Source organism: Rhizobium sp. R693, assembly GCF_002211315.1.
Classification (GTDB): Bacteria; Pseudomonadota; Alphaproteobacteria; order Rhizobiales; family Rhizobiaceae; genus Rhizobium.
Map to the genome: position 1 here is coordinate 1 of NZ_LOKY01000005.1, position 20108 is coordinate 20108.

Annotated in this window: 17 protein-coding genes; 9 read left to right on the plus strand and 8 right to left on the minus strand. The window is 60.2% G+C overall.

Features of this window, described 5'->3' with window-relative positions; genetic code table 11:
• Positions 1 to 213: 213 nt before the first annotated feature.
• A complete protein-coding gene (locus tag ATY79_RS06330; protein ID WP_088703366.1) occupies positions 214 to 1047 on the minus strand; it encodes an oxidoreductase in 834 nt (277 codons plus the stop codon).
• Positions 1048 to 1160: 113 nt separating this feature from the next.
• On the opposite strand from ATY79_RS06330, the gene ATY79_RS06335 reads away from it, so the two are divergent.
• A complete protein-coding gene (locus ATY79_RS06335; RefSeq protein WP_088703367.1) occupies positions 1161 to 2066 on the plus strand; it encodes a LysR family transcriptional regulator in 906 nt (301 codons plus the stop codon).
• On the opposite strand, the gene ATY79_RS06340 is transcribed toward ATY79_RS06335, so the two are convergent.
• Both ATY79_RS06340 and ATY79_RS06345 read right to left on the minus strand, forming a co-directional pair.
• Complete coding sequence (locus ATY79_RS06340; RefSeq protein ID WP_088691712.1) at positions 2057 to 2653, minus strand: glutathione S-transferase; 597 nt, start codon at positions 2651 to 2653, stop codon at positions 2057 to 2059. The genes ATY79_RS06335 and ATY79_RS06340 overlap by 10 nt on opposite strands.
• 57 nt (positions 2654 to 2710) lie before the next feature.
• On the minus strand, positions 2711 to 3580 hold the full coding sequence (locus ATY79_RS06345) for a 23S rRNA (adenine(2030)-N(6))-methyltransferase RlmJ (protein ID WP_088703368.1): 870 nt from the start codon (positions 3578 to 3580) through the stop codon (positions 2711 to 2713).
• An 83-nt stretch (positions 3581 to 3663) separates the two neighbouring features.
• Between ATY79_RS06345 and ATY79_RS06350 the strand changes: the two genes are divergently transcribed.
• The 3 genes from ATY79_RS06350 (at position 3664) to ATY79_RS06360 (ending at position 7652) form a co-directional block, all read left to right on the plus strand.
• Positions 3664 to 5802: a molybdopterin oxidoreductase family protein gene (locus ATY79_RS06350; protein WP_088703369.1), complete on the plus strand. Its 2139-nt coding sequence runs from the start codon at positions 3664 to 3666 to the stop codon at positions 5800 to 5802.
• Positions 5799 to 6392: an NUDIX domain-containing protein gene (locus ATY79_RS06355; RefSeq protein ID WP_088703370.1), complete on the plus strand. Its 594-nt coding sequence runs from the start codon at positions 5799 to 5801 to the stop codon at positions 6390 to 6392. The genes ATY79_RS06350 and ATY79_RS06355 overlap by 4 nt, the downstream gene beginning before the upstream one ends.
• A 96-nt stretch (positions 6393 to 6488) precedes the next feature.
• Complete coding sequence (locus ATY79_RS06360) at positions 6489 to 7652, plus strand: alpha-D-ribose 1-methylphosphonate 5-triphosphate diphosphatase (RefSeq protein ID WP_088691716.1); 1164 nt, start codon at positions 6489 to 6491, stop codon at positions 7650 to 7652.
• A gap of 103 nt (positions 7653 to 7755) precedes the next feature.
• Here the strand turns inward: ATY79_RS06360 and purN are convergent, their stop codons facing one another.
• Positions 7756 to 8430, minus strand: coding sequence for a phosphoribosylglycinamide formyltransferase (gene purN / locus ATY79_RS06365; protein WP_088703371.1), 675 nt, complete (start codon positions 8428 to 8430; stop codon positions 7756 to 7758).
• Positions 8427 to 9500 carry a phosphoribosylformylglycinamidine cyclo-ligase gene (gene purM / locus ATY79_RS06370; protein ID WP_088691718.1) on the minus strand — a complete coding sequence of 358 codons (1074 nt, stop codon included), beginning with the start codon at positions 9498 to 9500 and terminating at the stop codon, positions 8427 to 8429. The genes purN and purM overlap by 4 nt, the downstream gene beginning before the upstream one ends.
• Before the next feature lie 246 nt (positions 9501 to 9746).
• Here purM and ATY79_RS06375 point away from each other — a divergent pair, with 246 nt between their 5' ends.
• The 5 genes from ATY79_RS06375 to ATY79_RS06395 all read left to right on the plus strand — a co-directional run bounded on the left by ATY79_RS06375 (position 9747) and on the right by ATY79_RS06395 (position 16154).
• Positions 9747 to 10868, plus strand: coding sequence for an AI-2E family transporter (locus ATY79_RS06375; protein ID WP_088691719.1), 1122 nt, complete (start codon positions 9747 to 9749; stop codon positions 10866 to 10868).
• Positions 10865 to 11578: a DnaA regulatory inactivator HdaA gene (hdaA, locus tag ATY79_RS06380; protein WP_088691720.1), complete on the plus strand. Its 714-nt coding sequence runs from the start codon at positions 10865 to 10867 to the stop codon at positions 11576 to 11578. Before ATY79_RS06375 ends, hdaA begins: the two co-directional genes overlap by 4 nt.
• A 64-nt stretch (positions 11579 to 11642) precedes the next feature.
• The gene (locus ATY79_RS06385) at positions 11643 to 13847 is read left to right on the plus strand and encodes an RNA degradosome polyphosphate kinase (RefSeq protein WP_088703388.1); all 2205 of its coding nucleotides are present in this window, start codon (positions 11643 to 11645) and stop codon (positions 13845 to 13847) included.
• Positions 13848 to 13859: 12 nt separating this feature from the next.
• Positions 13860 to 15383: an exopolyphosphatase gene (gene ppx, locus ATY79_RS06390; protein ID WP_088691721.1), complete on the plus strand. Its 1524-nt coding sequence runs from the start codon at positions 13860 to 13862 to the stop codon at positions 15381 to 15383.
• A 150-nt stretch (positions 15384 to 15533) separates the two neighbouring features.
• Positions 15534 to 16154 carry a YdeI/OmpD-associated family protein gene (locus tag ATY79_RS06395; protein WP_088691722.1) on the plus strand — a complete coding sequence of 207 codons (621 nt, stop codon included), beginning with the start codon at positions 15534 to 15536 and terminating at the stop codon, positions 16152 to 16154.
• Positions 16155 to 16264: 110 nt separating this feature from the next.
• Here ATY79_RS06395 and ATY79_RS06400 read toward each other — a convergent pair whose 3' ends face one another.
• The 3 genes from ATY79_RS06400 to rnd all read right to left on the minus strand — a co-directional run bounded on the left by ATY79_RS06400 (position 16265) and on the right by rnd (position 20031).
• Positions 16265 to 17623: an esterase-like activity of phytase family protein gene (locus tag ATY79_RS06400; protein ID WP_088703372.1), complete on the minus strand. Its 1359-nt coding sequence runs from the start codon at positions 17621 to 17623 to the stop codon at positions 16265 to 16267.
• Between the two features lie 45 nt (positions 17624 to 17668).
• Positions 17669 to 18736 (minus strand): adenylate/guanylate cyclase domain-containing protein, encoded by a 1068-nt coding sequence (locus ATY79_RS06405; protein ID WP_088691865.1) that lies wholly within the window; start codon positions 18734 to 18736, stop codon positions 17669 to 17671.
• A 149-nt stretch (positions 18737 to 18885) separates the two neighbouring features.
• The gene (rnd, locus tag ATY79_RS06410) at positions 18886 to 20031 is read right to left on the minus strand and encodes a ribonuclease D (protein ID WP_088691724.1); all 1146 of its coding nucleotides are present in this window, start codon (positions 20029 to 20031) and stop codon (positions 18886 to 18888) included.
• Positions 20032 to 20108: the final 77 nt, after the last annotated feature.

Here is a 20108-nt window from a genome sequence, read left to right on the forward strand (position 1 = left end):
GTCCCATAATGGGAGGGCCACACAGGCCGAGCCCGGAGAGAAGCGCGATACTGCGAAGACATCAATCACCATAGCTACGGACAGTCAGAAGGTGCTTGACCTCACCACGCCGAATAGAGAAGACAACCCGCCGAAAATATCGACGGGTTTGTCAGCGGTCTGAGCCGGGCTTCAGCCCGGCTTTTTTGTTTCTGCAATGGGCCGTGTAGCGGCCTATTTGGGGAAGTCGGTCGAGACGGCGAGCTCACGCCATGCGCCCAGTTCCTTCGCGACATGCGCATTCTTTGCCTCGATGACCGCCACGGTGTCGCTCCCGAACGGCATGCGTAGCGGCGGATTTTCTGAATGCGCCAGAGTGACCATCGCCTTCGCAAGGCGGGCAGGGTCGCCAGGCTGCTGGTGGTTATGGCCTGCGGCAAACTCGCGCATCGCGCCGACAGGTGTTTCCCGATAGTCGGCAATCGAACTCGGGCTGACAGCGAGCGAGCTCTCGTCCAGAAAGTCGGTGCGGAAGAAGCCGGGCTCGACGACCGTGACCTTGATACCGAGCGGAGCCACTTCGGCCGCGAGAGCTTCGGAGATGCCTTCGACCGCAAATTTGGTCGAGCAATAGATGCCCCAGCCGGCATGTGACGCGTAGCCGCCGATGGACGAGATATTGAGAACGTGCCCCGATCGCTGGCGGCGCATATGCGGCAGCACAGCACGGGCGACCTTCAGCAGGCCGAAGACGTTTGTTGAATAGAGCTTCTCGATCTCTTCGGTGGTCGCTTCCTCTACGGCGCCGAGCAAACCGAAGCCGGCATTGTTCAGCAGAACGTCGATCCTGCCGAAGCGCTTGACGGCTGCTTCCGCTGCCTTGTGCGCAGAGGCTTCGTCGGTCACGTCAAGCGACACAGCGAGCAGGTTGGGATGATTGCCGAACTTCTCCTCAAGGCCCTTCGGGTTACGTGCGGTCGCGACGACGGCATCGCCGGCATTGAGGGCTTCCTGAGTAATGAGGGCACCGAAACCACGCGAAGCCCCTGTGATGAACCAAACACGCATGACGATCTCCTTTGTCCGTTGCGCTGCGATTTGCTTACGGAGTGAAGGTAGCGTATTGGCATAGCTGAGAGAATTTCCGCTGTGTTTCATAGCTTGCTGAGAAAAATTCATCAATGAAGCGTGTGCGCTCGACCGATCTCGCGATCTTTCTGGCGATCGCCACACACCGAAGCTTCCGGAAGGCGTCGGTCGAACTGGGCGTCACGGCGTCTGCCCTCAGCCACGCACTGCGGGCGCTCGAGGAGCGGCTAGCGGTCCGCCTGGTCAACCGGACGACCCGCGGTGTGGCCTTGACCGAGGCCGGCGAGCGACTCTTCGATCGCATCCGCCCCGCATTTCTCGATATCGATGCAGCACTCGACGATCTCAACAGCTTCCGCGGCCAGCCCCACGGCAAGCTGCGCATCAATGCAGCGCGGGCCTCCACCAAGCTTGTTTTGTTGCCGATCGTCTCTCGTTTCCTGAAAGCCTATCCCTCAGTCGAGGTCGAGCTCGTCGTCGATGATGCGCTGGTCGACATGGTGTCATCCGGCTTCGATGCCGGCGTGCGGTTCGGCGAGAGCATCGCGGCCGACATGATCGCGGTGCCGATCGGCCCGCGCCACCGTTTTGCGGTGGTTGCTGCGCCGAGCTATTTCGAGGGCAGGAGCCGCCCGGTGACGCCGCATGATCTGCGCAACCACGAAAGTGTGCGCTACCGCTTTGCCGGCGGCTCCTTCTATCGATGGGAGTTCGAGCGCGGCGGCATAGAACTGGAGATCGATGTCGGCGGCCCCCTGACCTTGGGCGATCAGGACATCATTCTAGATGCCGTGATGCACGGCTGCGGTCTCGGGTATCTCTTCGAAGAGCAGGTGCAGATGGCGATCGCAGAGGGCAGGCTGGTCCGCGTGCTGGAAGACTGGTGCCCCTTCTATCCGGGCTTCTTCCTCTACTATCCGAGCCGTCGGCAATTGCCGACGGCGCTGCGAGCCTTCATCGATTTCGTCAAGACCGACAAAGTTCAGCCTCAGGCCTGAGGCTTCAATTCGCTATAGGCAGCAAACTTCTTCTCGAATTCACGAGCCCAGCCGATGAGTTCGGAATGGTCGGCTTCCCACTGTCCCTTGAAGCGCAGGTCGAGGTAGCCGAGCGTGGCGGCAAGCGCGAAGTGGCCGCCGTGCAGCCGTTTGCCGATCTTCGGCAGGTGCACACTGAGATGGTTCAAGCCGCTGACGGCCTTCTTCCACTGCCGGTCGATCCACGGCTGGTGGACCTTTTCCTCGTCGCGGAAGCGCCGTTCGTAGACGATCGCCAGCAGGCAATCGCAGATGCCGTCGCATAGCGCTTCGAGAATTTCGGCCTCCGTCCGCTTGCCGTTCTTGGCTGGGTAAAGCTTCTTGCCTTTCAGCCGGTCGAAATAGTGCATGATTGCGACACTGTCGAAAATCGAGTGGCCGTCATCCGTCAGCAAGGTCGGGATTTTGCCAAGCGGATTGTTGTCGACGAGAACAGCCGGGCCGGCATTGGTGTCCACGCGGATCTCGATCGCATCGAGTTCCAGATAGCGTGCGGCCATGCGAACCTTGCTGGAGTAGGGTGATGTCGGCGCGCAAAGGATCTTCATGGTCGCCTTTCAAATAGTCGTGTTGCCGCGCGACTATTTCGCGCCGGCAAGAGTCGGTCAACTGTCCTTCGTCACCTTGTTCTCACCGCGCAACCAAAACGCGCGATGCGACGCATAGCGATCCTGCGCAAGGTGATCCTTGAGTGCGGGCAGCAAAGCGTGCAGCTCGTCCTTCAGCGTGAAGGGCGGGTTGACGATGATCAGACCGGAGCCGGTCAATCCGGTGATTCCCCGGTCGCTACGCACGCTGAGTTCCGCGCAGAGCATCTTCGGAATGTCGAGGTCCTGCAGCGCCTCATGGAATTCCTTGATCGGCGCTCCCTTCTTCAGTGGGTACCACAGACAGTAGGTGCCGCCGGGAAAGCGGCGATAGGCTCTTGCCAAACCGTCCACCAGGCGCTCGTATTCGCCATCCTCTTCGAACGGCGGATCGACGAGCACGATGCCACGCTTCTCCTTCGGCGGCAGGTGTGCGCCGAGCGAAAGCCAGCCGTTGAGTTCGGTGATCCGCACATGATGGTCGCCCTCGAACAGCCGATGGAGCCGCGCAAAATCCTCTGGATGCAATTCCATCGCGGAAAGCCTGTCCTGCGGACGAAACAGCATGCGTGCGAGCTTTGGAGAGCCAGGATAAAAGCGGATGCCGCCCTCCGGGTTCAACTCACGCACAGCGGAAAGGTAGGGCTCCAGCAACTCGGCGACCTGTGGACCGAGCTCCGTGTCCAGAAGTCTACCGATGCCTTCGCTCCATTCACCGGTCTTTTGCGCCTCTTCGGAGGAAAGGTCATAGAGCCCGATGCCGGCATGCGTGTCGAGCACGCGAAAAGCTGCATCCTTCTTCTGCATGTAGCGGATCAGTCGCGCCAGAACGGCGTGCTTGAGCACATCGGCAAAATTGCCCGCGTGGTAGATGTGGCGGTAGTTCATTTTCGCTGATGCCCGTGATGAATTCGGCTGATCGACGTCGTTTGTGACTTTTGGCTGGTTTCCGGTTCGAATATAGAAAAGCCATGAATATTGCGACCCCCATTCACGCCAAATCCGCCAAGTCGAATGTCAGGCTCGGTCATACCGCCTGTCCCCACGACTGCCCCTCCACCTGTGCGCTGGAGGTGGAGATCGGCGACGATGGCCGCATCGGCCGTGTCCGCGGCGCAAACGATCATAGCTACACCTCGGGCGTCATCTGCGCGAAGGTCGCGCGCTACGCCGAGCGGCTCTACCATCCGGACCGGCTGATGCACCCGCTGCGCCGAACAGGCGCGAAGGGGGCAGTGCAGTGGCAACAGATTTCCTGGGAAGAGGCACTGGATGAAATCGCCGAAGCTTTCGTCAAAGCGGAAGCGAGGGACGGCAGCGAAGCGATCTGGCCCTATTTCTACGCCGGCACCATGGGTTGGGTTCAGCGCGACTCGATCGAGCGCCTGCGCCACGCCAAGCGCTATTCCGGCTTCTTCTCGTCGATCTGCACCAATCCGGCCTGGACCGGCTTCACCATGGCGACCGGCACGTTGCGCGGACCCGATCCGCGCGAGATGGGACGCACCGATTGCGTGGTGATCTGGGGCACGAACGCGGTGTCCACGCAAGTCAACGTGATGACCCACGCGATCAAGTCTCGCAAGGAACGCGGCGCCAAGATCGTCGTGGTCGACATCTACGACAATCCGACCATGAAGCAGGCGGATATGGCGCTGATCGTCAAGCCGGGCACAGACGCGGCTCTCGCCTGCGCCGTCATGCACATCGCCTTCCGCGACGGCTATGCCGATCGCGACTATATGGCAAAGTATGCCGACGATCCCGCCGGCCTTGAAGCGCATCTGAAGACGAAGACGCCCGAGTGGGCGTCCGCTATCACCGGCCTTTCTGCCGACGAGATCGAAGCCTTCGCGCGCCTCGTCGGCACGACGAAGAAGACCTACTTCCGCCTCGGCTACGGCTTTACCCGCCAGCGCAACGGCGCGGTTGCCATGCATGCGGCCGCCTCCATCGCGACAGTGCTCGGCTCCTGGCAATACGAAGGCGGCGGTGCCTTCCACTCGAACAGCGATATCTTCCGCATGAACAATGGTGAACTGACCGGCAAGTCGATGAAGGATGCGGATATCCGCATGATCGACCAGTCGCAGATCGGCCGCGCGCTGACTGGCGATGCGGTGGCGCTCCGCCATCGCGGCCCCGTGACGGCCATGCTCATCCAGAACACCAACCCGGTGAACATCGCCCCCGAACAGCGGTTGGTGAAGCGCGGCTTTGCCCGCGACGACCTCTTTGTCGCCGTGCATGAGCAGTTCATGACGGAAACGGCCGAGATGGCCGACATCGTCATTCCGGCGACGATGTTCATTGAGCATGACGACATCTATCGCGCCGGCGGCCAGAACCACATTCTGCTCGGCCCCAAGCTGGTCGAACCGCCGGCGACCGTGCGGACGAACTTGTTCGTCATCGAAGAACTGGCCAAGCGCCTCGGTGTTGCCGATCGTCCTGGCTTCGGCTTCACGGCGCGCGAAATGATCGATCGGGTTCTCGAGGCCAGCGACCTGCCGGGATATGATTATTTCCTCGAACACAAATGGTTCGATCGCCAGCCGGATTTTGATGATGCGCATTTCCTCAAGGGTTTCGCGCATCCTGATGGCAAGTTCCATTTCCGGCCGGACTGGGTTGACGGTCCCGCGCCGAACAAGCCGCCGGCAGCCATCGGGGCTCTCGGCCCACACGAGCAGCTACCCGCGTTCCCGGATCAGGTCGATGTCATCGAGCTTGCCGATACCGAACATCCATTCCGCCTGGCAACGTCGCCGGCCCGCAACTTCCTGAATTCGAGCTTCTCGGAAACGAAGACCTCACGCCAGAAAGAAGGACGGCCGGAGCTGATGATGAACCTGGTCGATGCCGTTGCTGATGGCATCGAACATGGCGACCTCGTGCGGATCGGAAACGACCGTGGCGACCTGCGGATCCATGTCCGAGTCACAGAAGAGGTCAAGCCGGGCGTGTTGATTGCCGAAGGCCTCTGGCCGAACAAGGCGCATGTCGACGGCGAAGGGATCAACGTGCTGACCGGCGCCGATCCGGTCGCGCCCTATGGCGGTGCGGCGGTTCACGACAACAAGGTCTGGCTGCGCAAGGATGTTGAATGACGAAGTTTGACAGGGCAAAAGCCGAGATCGTCGATGAAAAGACGCTGTCGAACGGCTGGACGCGCCTCAGCGGCTTCCAGATCGACTATACGGATTCCGACGGCGAGACGCATCGGCTGCGGCGCGAGGTCTACCATCGCACGCCAGCCGCGACGATCCTGCTTTATGATCCCGAGCGCGACACCGTTGTCCTCGTGCGGCAATTCCGGCTGCCGGTTTTCCTTCATGGCGAGCCGGCCTGGATCATCGAGGCACCGGCAGGACTGCTCGATGGCGATGCCCCGGAAGCGGCCATCCGCCGCGAAGCCGAGGAAGAAACCGGCTTTCGCGTCCGCGACGTTCGCTTCCTCTTCAAGGCGTACAGTTCGCCGGGCTCAAGCATGGAACTGTTGCACTTCTTCGCCGCCTCGATCGACACGACCGACCGCGTCTCTGATGGCGGCGGCCTTGCTCACGAGCATGAGGATATCGAGGTTCTGGAGGTCGCGCTGGACAAGGCGGTGGCGATGATCGAGCACGGCGAGATCATCGACTTGAAGACAATTACGCTTCTGCAATGGGCGGCAATGAACCGCGGCGCGTTGCGCTAGGGCACCGGCCAATTTGCGAGGCCGTCGTTCACACCGATGTCATGAATCAGCGCTATGCGCTCCGCCTTGTCATAAATACCTGTCTGGAGAAGACCGATGTGGCTCAGCAATTTTACGCTTGTCCTTCCAGATGAGGTTGTGAGTCACGGCTCGGTGCGTGTCGAGGACGGCGTCATCGCTGAAATCAGGCCCGAGCCGGTCGCCAACGCTGCGATCGATGGCGGCGGGCGCCTGCTGATGCCGGGCTTCGTGGACCTTCACGGCGACATGGTGGAGCGCGAGATCGCGCCACGCCCGAATGCGCCGATGCCGATCGATTTCAGCATCCACGAACTGGACAAGAAGCTGGCTGCCGCAGGCGTCACGACCGCATTCGCCGCCGTCTCCTTCGCGACGGAAAGCGTCTACGGTCATGTCCGCTCACTCGAGACGACGTCGGCCGTGATCGAAAGCATCAACCGGCTGAAGAATAACCTGCTGATCGATCACCGCGTTCACGCGCGCTACGAGATCACCAATCTCGGTGCTGCGCCGGCACTGGAAAAGCTGCTCGATGCCGGCCATGTCGACATGGTCTCGCTGACGGATCACACACCGGGGCAGGGGCAGTACAACAACATCGAGAGCTACATCCTGAGCATTGCCGAGCGCCGCGCCATTTCCGAGGAGATGGCCGCCGAGATGGTCGCCAAGCGTATCGAGATGCGCAACAATCCGGAGATCGAGATCAAGCTGAAGCAGGTCGTCGATCTTGCCCTGAAGCACAAGCTGTCGCTCGCCTCCCACGATGACGACAGCGCCGAGAAAGTCGCGCAAATGCACGATCTCGGTGTCACGATCAGCGAATTTCCAGTGACGCTTCCGGCAGCGGAAGAAGCGCGGTGTCGCGGTCTCTGGACGCTGATGGGCGCTCCGAACGCGCTGCGCGGCCAGTCGATGTCCGGAAATCTCAGCGCACTGGATGCCGCTGCCGCCGGCCTTCTGACCGTCATCGCTGCCGACTATCATCCCGCGGCCTTCGTGCCCGGCATCTTCAAGATCGCCGACCGGACGAGCCTGCCTTACGCTGTCGCCATGGCGACCCGCAATGCGGCGCGCTCGGCTGGCCTGCTGGATCGTGGTGAAATTGCCGTTGGGCAGCAGGCCGATCTGGTTGTCATCGAAGCCGGCGACGTGCACCGAATCCGAGCCACGTTCCGCAAGGGCCTTTTCGTCTACAGCGACGGCACGCTGCATCAGCCTCGGGCGCTTGCCGCCTGAGGCCAAGAGCATGTCCCCGAAAGCGGGAGCCGGTTTCGGGACAAGGACATGCGTGAAAACAAAGAACTAGAGCAGGGCGGAATCCGAAAGATCGCGCCGTGCTTTAGGCGCCTTCGCCGATCAGCGAGATAACGCTGCTACGTTCGGCCGGCGCCGCTGCAGCGTCCGTGCTGACAGCCTTGCCGCCCTCCATTTTCACCTTGCCTTGGGCAAAGAGCCGCAGCGCTTGCGGGTAAAGCTGATGCTCGACGGTAAGCACACGTGCGGCGAGGCTGTCAGCATTGTCGCTGGAAAGGACCGGAACGGCGGCCTGGCCGATAACCGGTCCCTCGTCCATGCCTTCGGTGACGAAGTGCACGGTGCAGCCGGCGATCCGCATCCCGGCGTCGATCGCGCGCTGATGGGTGTGCAGGCCGGGAAAGAGCGGCAGCAGGGAGGGATGGATGTTGATCATCCTGCCTTCGAAGCGCTGGATGAAGGTGCTGCTCAGCAGCCGCATGTAGCCTGCAAGGCAAAGAATGTCGGGAGAAAGCTCATCGAGTGCGGCAAAGATTGCTTCCTCGTGCGCTTCCTTGCTCGCATAGTCCTTGCGCACGAAGGCAAATGTCGGGATGCCTTCCGCCGCCGCTTTGGCGAGCCCGCCGGCGTCGGCCTTGTCCGAGATGACGCCGACGATCTCCGCCGGATAGTCGCCAGCCTTGGCCGCGGCGACCAACGCCATCATGTTGGAACCGCCGCCGGAGATAAAGACGACGGCGCGTTTGCGCGGCGACGTCATATGGCGAGTGTACCCTTGTAGAGCGTGCCGGCTGCGCCCTCGGTGCGGGCGATCATCCGACCGAGCGTTACGACCGTCTCGCCTTCAGCTTCGAGCGCCGCGATGACGGTCGCGACATTCTCAGCCGAAACGACTGCGATCATGCCGATGCCGCAGTTGAAGGTGCGCAGCATTTCGTTGGCTTCAACGCCGCCCGTCTTGGAAAGCCAGGAGAAGACCGAGGGAACCTTGACGGCTGCAAGATCGATCTCGGCTGCGAGGTGCTTCGGCAGAACACGGGGAATGTTCTCCGGGAAGCCGCCGCCTGTGATGTGCGCCAGTGCCTTGATGGCCTTCGTTTCACGGATGGCCTTGAGGAGCGGCTTTACATAAATGCGCGTCGGCGTCAGCAGGGCTTCGCCGAGGCTCTTGCCTTCCTCGAACGGAGCCGGAGCATCCCAGGCGAAGCCGGAAATGCCGACGATCTTGCGCACCAGCGAAAAGCCGTTGGAGTGAACACCCGAGGAGGCAAGGCCAAGGATCACGTCGCCCTCGGCAATGTCGCCTGACGGCAGCAGTTGGCCGCGCTCGGCAGCGCCGACGGCAAAGCCGGCAAGGTCGTAGTCGCCGGAGGAGTACATGCCAGGCATCTCGGCGGTCTCACCGCCGATCAGTGCGCAGCCCGCGTCGCGGCAGCCGGCGGCAATGCCCTCGACGATCGCCGCGCCCTGGTCGGGATCGAGCTTGCCGGTAGCGAAGTAGTCGAGGAAGAACAGCGGCTCCGCGCCCTGGACGACCAGATCGTTGACGCACATGGCAACGAGATCGATGCCAACCGTGTCGTGATAATCGGCGTCGATGGCGATCTTCAGCTTGGTGCCGACGCCGTCATTGGCGGCAACGAGAACCGGGTCGGTGAAGCCTGCGGCCTTCAGGTCGAACAGGCCGCCGAAGCCACCGATCTCGCCGTCCGCTCCCGGGCGGCGCGTCGAGCGCACAGCGGGCTTGATCTTCTCCACCAGAAGGTTTCCTGCGTCGATGTCGACGCCTGCGTCGCTATAGGTCAGGCCGTTTTTTCCAGACTGGCTCATGCTGCTCTCCGATGGCTGTGCAGGGGCGGGAAATGTCACCGCCTCAATATGCGGGTCGCCATTGCATGACACGGGCCTACATGCAAGGGATTGCATGGAAAAAGCCCCAATTTCCCGCTCTTTTGACGCAGGTCCTCGGGATTTTTAGCGGCGGGGTTGACCATTCTCTCGGCCACATCCTATGTGCTCGAAAGGTTGCATCGCGGCGATGCAGAAAATCAAGACGGTCGATCAGCGGGGAATGTGATGCCGCAGCAGGTTAGCGGGGCAGGTCTGAAGCGCCAGGTCATCTTCTGGCTGATCGTGCTCGCCTTCTTTATTGGCTTCCTTTTCATCTTCAGCTCGATCTTGCTGCCGTTCCTTGCAGGTATGGCGCTGGCCTATTTCCTCGATCCGGTCGCGGACCGGCTGGAGCGTCTTGGGCTGACCCGCCTCATGGCCACGATCGTCATTCTGATCGCCTTCATCGTCGTGATCGTACTGGCCTTGATGATCCTGATACCTGTCTTGGCAAGCCAGTTCAGCGATTTTGCCGGTCGCCTGCCCGGCTACATCGATCAGTTGCAGACGTTCATTACAAAGTCGCAGAATTCCCTCCTGCCAGACTGGGTGAGGAACCAATTCGGGACGATCAAGAACAACTTCTCCGAGATCCTATCACAAGGATTCGGGCTGCTAACCGGGCTTTTCGGTCAGGTCTGGAGTTCCGGTCTTGCCGTCGTCAACCTGATCTCGCTGATGATCGTCACGCCCGTTGTGGCCTTCTACATGCTGCTTGATTGGGATCGCATGATCGCAAAGGTCGATCAGTACATTCCGCGCGACTATGTAGCCAATGTCCACCAGATCATGCGGGAAATCGATCAGGCGATCGCCGGTTTCATCCGCGGGCAGGGCTCGCTCTGCCTCATCCTGGGCATCTGGTATGCCGTTGGCCTGTCGCTGGTTGGCTTGAATTTCGGCCTGCTGATCGGTCTGTTCGCCGGCATGATCAGCTTCATTCCCTATGTGGGTTCGCTGGTGGGGCTCGTCCTCGCCGTCGGCGTTGCCATCGTCCAGTTCTGGCCCGATTACATCTGGGTCGGCGCGGTGCTCGCGGTATTCTTCAGTGGCCAGTTTATGGAAGGCAACATCCTGCAGCCGAAGCTGGTGGGCCATAGTGTCGGGCTGCATCCTGTTTGGTTGATGTTCGCGCTCTTTGCTTTCGGCGCGTTGTTCGGCTTTGTTGGCCTGCTGGTTGCCGTGCCGGCGGCTGCCGCCGTCGGCGTGCTTGTCCGTTTTGCGCTTTCACGCTACCTTCAGAGCGATCTTTATGCTGGCGGGTCGAAGAATGACCGGGTCGGCAAGACAAAAGCTGATCCCAAATGACTGATGTGAAAAACGCTGGTCCAAGGCGCAATGCCGTCGAACAGCTTCCCTTGGCCTTTTCGCATGATGCGGCAACCGGGCGCGATGATCTGTTGATCTCCGAGCGGCTGGCAGCGGCGGTCTCGATCGTCGATGCCTGGCCGCACTGGCCCTCGCCCGTCGTGATCCTCGCCGGTCCGGTAGGCTCGGGAAAATCGCATCTGGCCAATATCTGGAAAGATCACAGCGGCGCCGTCGATATCCATCCGAGGGCCGGCGCCAACGCGGCGGTGGATGCGGCCAACGGTCCGGTGCTGTTTGAGGACGTCGACCGGCTTGGCTTCGACGACAACGAGCTTTTCCATGTCATCAACAGCGTGCGGGAAAACGGTCACAGTCTACTGATGACCAGCCGCCTTTGGCCGATGTCCTGGCCCGTGGAACTGCCGGATTTGCGCTCGCGCCTGAAGGCGGCGACAGTCGTCGAGATCGGCGAACCGGACGAGGAATTGCTGTCACAGGTCATTGTCAAGCTGTTTGCCGACCGCCAGCTTTATATTGATGACAAACTGGTCCTCTATATCGTCAACCGGATGGAGCGGTCGCTCAACGCCGCCCAGACGATTGTGGACAGGCTCGATCGACTTGCCCTCTCTCGGGGAACGAAGATTACTCGAACTCTCGCCGCTGAAGTGTTGAATGAATTGGGCAATTCGGAGCCGGCGGATTGACTGTCACAGTTCTGTCGTGAAACTGATATAATTCGCTGGGCGAATGAAACGGGACAATCAGACCATGGATAGCGCAGTCGCGGAGCATCACGAATCTACTCCGGAAACCAACGAGACTGTGCCATCGCTGGAAGAACTGCTCGCCAGTCCCGAGCGTTTCATCAACCGCGAATTTTCATGGCTGCAGTTCAATCGCCGTGTTCTAGAGGAAACGCTGAACACCGAACATCCGCTGCTTGAGCGCGTTCGCTTCCTGTCGATCTCGGCCGCAAACCTCGACGAATTCTTCATGGTCCGCGTCGCCGGTCTTGAGGGGCAGGTGCGCCAGAATATCGTTGTGCGCGCTCCCGACGGCAAGACGCCTGCCGAACAACTCGACGCAATCCTTCAGGAAATCGACAATCTGCAGATGGAGCAGCAGGCGTCGCTTGCCGTGCTCCAGCAGTATCTCGCCAAGGAAGACATTCTAATTGTGCGCCCGGGCGCGCTCAGCGAGTCCGATCGGGCCTGGCTGGCGACTGAGTTTGAGCAGGCGATCTTCCCGGTTCTGACGCCGCTGTCTATCGATCCGGCGCATCCGTTCCCCTTCATTCCGAACCTCGGATTCTCGATCGGCCTGCAACTCGTCAACAAGAACGGTCGCGAGCCGATGACGGCGCTGCTGCGCCTGCCGCCGGCGCTTGATCGCTTCGTGCGCCTGCCGGACGATCGCAATACGATCCGCTACATCACGCTTGAGGACGTCGCGAATATCTTCATCCACCGGCTCTATCCAGGCTACGAGGTGCAGGGCTCGGGTACGTTCCGGATCATTCGCGACAGCGATATCGAAGTCGAGGAAGAAGCCGAAGACCTCGTGCGCTTTTTTGAAACGGCGCTGAAGCGACGGCGCCGTGGATCGGTGATCCGTATCGAGACCGATTCGGAGATGCCGGCTTCGCTGCGCCAGTTCGTCGTGCAGGCACTGAGCGTGCCGGAGAACCGCGTTGCGATCTTGCCAGGTTTGCTCGCCCTGAACACGCTGTCGGAGATCACGAAAGCGCCGCGCGAAGATCTCCGGTTTCCTCCTTACAATGCGCGATTTCCCGAGCGAGTCCGAGAGCATGCCGGGGACTGCCTTGCGGCAATCCGCGAAAAGGACATGGTGGTCCACCATCCTTACGAATCTTTCGACGTGGTGGTCCAGTTTCTGCTCCAGGCTGCGCGTGATCCTGACGTCTTGGCGATAAAGCAGACGCTCTATCGCACCTCGAACGACAGCCCGATCGTCCGCGCATTGATCGACGCGGCCGAGTCCGGAAAATCCGTCACGGCGCTGGTGGAGCTGAAGGCCCGTTTCGATGAAGAAGCGAATATCCGCTGGGCGCGCGATCTTGAACGCGCTGGCGTGCAGGTGGTCTTCGGTTTCATCGAACTGAAGACGCATTCGAAGATGTCGATGGTCGTGCGCCGCGAGGAAGGCAAGCTGCGCACCTATTGCCATCTCGGCACCGGCAACTACCATCCGATCACCGCCAAGATATACACCGACTTGTCGTTCTTCACCTGCAATCCGGTGATCGCTCACGACATGGCGAACATCTTCAATTTCATCACTGGCTACGGCGAGCCGGAGGAGAGCATGAAGCTCGCCGTGTCGCCCTACACGCTGCGTTCACGCATCCTTCGTCACATCGATGAAGAGATCAGGCATGCCAAGAACGGCGCGCCGGCCGCAATCTGGATGAAGATGAATTCGCTGGTCGATCCAGAGATCATCGACGCGCTCTATACGGCGAGCCACGCTGGTGTTGAGATCGATCTCGTGATCCGGGGTATCTGCTGCCTGCGCCCGCAGGTGCCAGGCCTGTCCGACAATATCCGTGTGAAGTCGATCGTCGGTCGCTTCCTGGAGCACAGCCGCATCTTCTGCTTCGGCAATGGTCACGGGCTGCCATCAGACAAGGCGTTGGTTTATATCGGTTCGGCCGATATGATGCCGCGCAACCTCGATCGCCGTGTGGAAACGTTGGTCCCACTGACCAATCCGACGGTCCACGAGCAGGTCCTCTCGCAGATTATGCTCGGCAATATCATTGACAATCAGCAAAGCTACGAGATATTGCCCGACGGTACGTCCAGGCGCATGGAGGTGCGCAAGGGCGAGGAGCCGTTCAACGCGCAACAGTATTTCATGACCAACCCCAGCCTGTCCGGCCGTGGTGAAGCTCTGAAATCCAGTGCGCCCAAGCTGATCGCCGGCCTGCTTTCCGGCCGAAACAACAAGTAATAATGGACCTGCATGGTTGAATCAGAAGCCCAGGGGCGCCTTCCAGGGATTGCCCCGGTCTCCGTTGTCGATATCGGGTCGAACTCGATCCGTGTGGTCATCTATGAAGGCATGTCCCGTTCGCCGACGATCCTTTTCAACGAAAAGGTGTTGTGCGGGTTGGGCAAGGGCATCGCGCTGACCGGCAAGATGGATGAGGCGAGCGTCGAGCGTGCTCTGGCCGCCTTGCATCGGTTCAAGGCGTTGTCCGATCAGGCGCGCGCCGCCACCATGTATGTTCTGGCGACGGCAGCCGCCCGCGAGGCATCCAACGGCCCCGACTTCATCCACCAGGCGGAGACCATTCTTCAGCGCAAGATTCGCGTTCTCTCCGGTGAGGAAGAGGCGAAGTTCTCCGCCCTCGGCATTGTCAGCGGTTTCTATGAGCCGGACGGTATCGCGGGCGATCTGGGCGGTGGCTCGCTTGAATTGATTGACATCAAGGGCAAGGAAATCGGCAACGGTGTAACCTTGCCGCTGGGGGGGCTTCGCCTGTCCGAATATGCAGGCGGCTCGATGGAGAAGGCCCGAACCTTCGCCCGCAAGCATGTGAAAACAAGTTCCAAGCTTCTGGCGAAGGGCGCGGGGCGTACCTTCTACGCCGTTGGCGGCACCTGGCGAAACATCGCCAAGCTGCACATGGAATTGACGCAGTATCCGCTGCACATGATGCAGGGTTACGAGGTTTCGCTCGAGGCGATGATGCAGTTCCTCGACCAGGTGGAGATCGCCAGGGACTCGAGAGATCCTGCATGGTTGGCCGTCTCGAAGCATCGCCGCGCGTTGCTTCCCTTCGGCGCGGTTGCCATGAAGGAAGTCCTGAGTGCGATGAGCCCCTCTGTAATCTCGTTTTCGGGGCAGGGCGTGCGCGAAGGCTATCTCTATTCATTGCTTTCCGACAGCGAGCGCCGCAGCGATCCGCTTTTGGCCGCGGCGGGCGAGCTTGCCATTCTCCGCGCTCGTTCGCCGGAGCATGCCAGAGAACTTGCGGAGTGGACCGGTCGGATGATGCCTTATTTCGGCGTCGCCGAGACGAAGGAAGAGGCGCGCTATCGTCAGGCTGCATGCCTGCTCGCCGACATCAGTTGGCGCGCGCATCCGGACTATCGTGGCTTGCAGGCGCTGAACATCATTGCTCATTCGTCCTTCGTCGGCATCAGCCATCCCGGCCGCGCATTCATCGCGCTCACCAACTACTACCGGTTCGAAGGGCCTCACGATGACGGCGCGACGGGGCCGTTGGCTACGATCGCTACGCCGCAATATGTCGAGCGCGCCAAACTCCTCGGCGGAATGCTGCGGGTCGTCTACCTCTTCTCGGCGTCCATGCCGGGCGTGGTCCGCAACCTGAGTTTCCAGAAGTCGTCCAATCCCGATCTGGACCTGGAGTTCGTGGTTCCGGCGGAGTATCACGATTTTGCCGGCGAGCGTCTTGAGGGCCGTTTGCAACAGCTGTCCAGGCTAACCAACAAGCGCTTGGCGTTTCGCTTCGAGTAGCGCCTCGCGGTTGATCGAGGCACACCACCGAACAGTCCGACGACTTTGTTGATCGCTTACGGTGAGTTTCCACAGATTTCGGCCCTAAGTTGACGTATTGGCTTGGTATATTTGCCAGCCAACATCACGAGCGAAATTTGGGCGAGAGACATGATCACGGATATTGAAGACTTTTTCACGAAAGGATGCGGACGCTGCGAGCGGTTTGCCACACCGGACTGTTCGACGCGGCGATGGATTGACGGCCTAAACGAACTTCGCCGCATCTGTCGCGATGTGGGCCTCGTCGAGACGGTGAAGTGGGCGCATCCCTGTTACATGCATGGGAGCCGCAATATCGTGATAATCGGCGCCTTCCGCGGCGACTTTCGTCTGAGTTTCTTTAACGCCGCACTGTTGAAGGATCCCGAAGGCGTGCTTGAGAAGCAGGGGGCGAACACCCAACATCCCGACATGCTTCGCTTTGTGGAGAACGCACAGGTCGTAAAGATGGAGCCCGTTATCCGTTCCTACTTGAAGGAAGCGATGGGCTATGCAGAGGCTGGCATCAAGCCGCCGAAGGGGCAAGGCCAAGTAGACTTGCCTGACGAGTTGATCGAAGCCTTGGATTCCGACCCTGAACTCGCCGAGGCTTTTCATGATCTGACACCTGGCCGGCAGAAAAGCTACGTGATCAATCTCAACGGGGTGAAGAAGTCAGAAACGCGAACCACGCGGATCGCTAAATTCCGGGATCACATTCTCGCCGGAAAGGGCGCAACGGAGCGGTAGTTCGCGGTTTCGAACCCGTGGCCGGGCACTTCGACCAATTCTAGCGTGCGCCGCTCGTTTCTGGAAAGCCCCGCTCACTTCGAGCGGGACCTTCCCTGTGGGAGCGTAGCTCATTTCGCGTTCAGGAGTTCGCCGACTTCGAGCAGGCTGAACTCGTTGTTGTCGGCCTTGTCGACGGCACGGCCCGCCGAGAAGGGCAGGTTGTTGTCGTTGCCGACGACGATTTGGGTGGCGTCGACGCGGTCGACGTTCTCAATCGTCACGAACGGCATATCGTAGACGCCGTCCTTGCTGCCGGCCTTCTTCTTGTTGTCCGGGTCCTTGATGTTCAGGAGGTCGATGTAGCCGATCTTGCGGACAGCTTTGCCGACGTTGGCGTCGTTGAACTCGATCTTGTAGATGCGCTTGAGTTCAGCCGGAGCCTCGAAGCAATCGGGCTTCGGCTGCTTGGGATCGGCGCAGGCCTTGCCCTTCGTGCCGGCGCCGTTGTCGCGTTCGATGACGAGCGCGGTCGAGTCGTCGAGCATGTTGAAATCACCGATTGAAACGCCCTTGTCCTCGAAGGGGTAGAACCAGGTCCGACCGGTCCAGCTCTTGGAAGCGGTGTCAAACTCGATGACGCGGATGGCGGTATGACCGTCGACCGATTCCATCTTGCCGTCGTCCTGATAGAGCGCTCCTTCCAGCAGGCCATAGAGCTTACTGCCGTCCTTCGACATCGCGAGACCCTCGAAGCCGCCTGAGCGCTTCAGGTTGAAGACCGGCATCTTGGCGGTTGGATTTGCAGGAACGGAAAGCGTCGGATTGTCGGGTGACATAACCGGCTTGCCGTCGACCTTGGTTGAGATCACGTCGGTCAGGCGACCCTCGGTGTCGAACTTGAGCAGGTAGGGTCCAAATTCCTCGCCGAGCCAGAAGCCATCAGCGACAGGCTGCACGGATTCGATGTCGAAGTCCGCACCCGTCAGATAGCGTTTCTCTGCGCCCTCGAGCACGATCGGGAACGGAGCCTTCTTGTCGGGGTCGGAAAGGAAGAGGTTCTTGATGACCTCGAGCTTGCCCGTCTGCCAGTCGAACTTCACCTGATGCAGGAAGAGCATCGCGTCGCTGGAATTTGCCTTGGAACCAAAGCCGTTATCGGAGAGCGTCCAGAATGTGCCGTCCGGCATGGTCTTGATGCCGGAGAAGCCCTGGACAGCCTGGCCATCGAAGGGAAGCTTCAGGTCGGTGACGCGTGCACCGTCCTTGCCGGGAACACTGCCGAGTGCTTCGGTGCGCTTGCGGTCAGCCGTGGTGAATTTGCCGGAATGCTTGAGGAATTCAGGCGCATCGGCCGGAGCCGCGACCACCGTGTTGGCCGGCAGAATGGCCTGGCCTGCGAGTTTAGCTGGAAATTCCTGCTGGTCGGCGACCGCCGAACCAGCGATCAAAAGAAGAAATGAAACAGAAGCGAGAAGAGTATTTTTCATCGAAACCCCCGAGGATTGGAATGCGGGTCTCGATTAGCAAGGCTTTCATGTCGGCGCGTTGACGCTTGCATGAAGCTTTGGTGACGCCTTGCGGTTGTCCGCCTTGACGAGAGCAATGACGCCAAGGCTCTGACCACGACCCTTAACGGCGTGGTTTCCAAGATCCTCTGCCGAGACCCTCTCGGGCATCTTGATCCGCTGGGCGAGGTCGCTTGAAATGAGCACCGATCGATTCAGCGTCTTGCAGAGCGATTCAAGCCGGGATGCCGTGTTCACGGTGTCGCCGAAGTAGGTGATCTTGTGGTGGTCGACGCCGATTTCGGCCGTGATAACCGTACCCCCGTGCAATGCGGCGCGCAGGCGAGGGACCTGACCGTATGTTTTCAACCAGCTCTCGGCATCTGCCTCAATCCCGCTGATAATGTCGAAGATGCAGTTCACACATCGCGCGAACTTGATCCCGCGCTCCAATGGCCAGCTGATAATCGCGGCGTCGCCCACGTAGTCATCGATGGTACCCTTGTATTTCCTGACGGGCTCGGCGAACGAGGCAAACAAGGAACTCAGCATCTGTTGCGCCCGGAGATCGCCGTGCTTCTCAGCAAAAGCGGTCGAATCCACCAGATCGATGAAGAGGAAGACGCGCTCCTCGCTGATCGGCTTCCGGTAGCGACTGAAAAGCATGCTCGCGAAGATGTCACGACCCAGTAGTTCTCGGATGCGCAGCACGAAGATGATAAGCGCACACACGGCGAGCGCGTAGAGAAAGGCATCGAAGGGCAGGATAACGGCATTGACCCACGATGCCGGACTGAAGAGGCCGAGCCACCACATCGAGAGACCGGCAACTGCAAATCCAACACTCATCAGGATTTCGTAGACGAAGATCTCAGCGAGGAAGAAGGTCACCGTCGGTAGCGCCTGCATGCGTCGGTAGAGACCCCGCAGGATCACCTTGCGTTCGAAAGCGATGATCGGCATGCCGATGAACAATGCAAAGGTTGCGCCAACGAAGGGATGGCCGCCGTAGAAGCGCATGTCATAGAGAACGCCGCTCGCGGCTATGACAAGCGCGATCAACAGCCAGTTCTGGACTGGAGATATTTCCCTCATGTAGTCCTTTTCGCGGTGGCGCGTTGTCCGCATACCTACGGCATATAGGAAGCGTCGAGCGTTTCCGAAAGGCGCGCTAAGTCGGTTTTTCCCTAGATCGAAGCGATCTGGATATGACTTTGCGCGCAAAAAGGTCAGCTTGATGGCGCTTAGAGCGCCACCGTCTCGACCTTCTTGCCGACGAAGCGGAGAGCAACCTGGCCTTGAATGAGCTGCAGTGCCGGCTCGCCGAAGAGTTCCCGCCGCCAGCCATGCAGCGCTGCGACTTCTGCCTTCTCGCCCTCCGACGCGATCTTGTCGAGATCTTCGCTGTTGGCGATCACCTTCGGTGCAACGCCATGCTTTTCCGAGATCAGCTTCAACAAGACCTTCAGCAGCTCGGCGGCAGCGGCAGCACCTTCCGGCGGCTGCGTCTGCCGTGGAGCGTGCGGCATCTCGGCCTTCGGCAAGGCGAGTGCGGCATTGACCGCTTCGACGACGGCGATACCGGCTGCCGATCGCTCCCACCCCTTGGGGATCGTTCTCAGGCGGCCGAGCGCTTCGGCGTCCTTGGGCTGCTGCTGGGCGATCTCATAGATCGCGTCGTCCTTGAGCACGCGCGAGCGCGGCACGTTGCGGGAGCGGGCCTCGCGCTCGCGCCAGGCAGCCACATATTTGAGAATGGCGAGTTCCTGCGGCTTGCGCAGGCGCATTTTCAGCCGCTGCCAGGCATCGTCGGGATGCATATCGTAGGTCTCGCGGGCCTCGAGGATATCCATCTCTTCCCGAAGCCAGGACGAGCGGCCTTCACGCTCGAGTTCGGCCTTGAGGTAGAGGTATACGTCCCGCAGATGCGTCACGTCGGCGAGCGCGTAATCCAGCTGTTTTTCCGAAAGCGGCCGGCGGCTCCAGTCGGTGAAGCGCGAGGACTTGTCGATCTGGACGCCCTTGGTGCGGCTGACGAGCTGATCGTAGGAGACGGAGTCGCCGAAGCCGCAGACCATCGCGGCGACCTGCGTGTCGAAGATCGGATGCGGGATGAGGCCGCCGCGGTTGTAGATGATCTCGATATCCTGGCGCGCGGCATGAAAGACTTTGAGGACGGCAGAATTGGCCATCAGTTCGAAGAATGGCTTGAGGTCGAGACCCTTCGCCAACGGATCGACCAGCACGTCCGTCGTCGGACTTGCCATCTGGATCAAGCAAAGTTCCGGCCAGAAGGTTGTCTCTCGGAGAAACTCGGTGTCGATGGTAATGAATTCTGACTTGGCCAGCTCTTTGCAGGCCGCCTCCAAATCGGCGGTTGTTTCGATCATCTCAATTCATTCGCAGGATAAACATAGTTGAACCTTCCTTCTCCTTTCGGCCGGATATGTCAACTAGAACCCGTAAA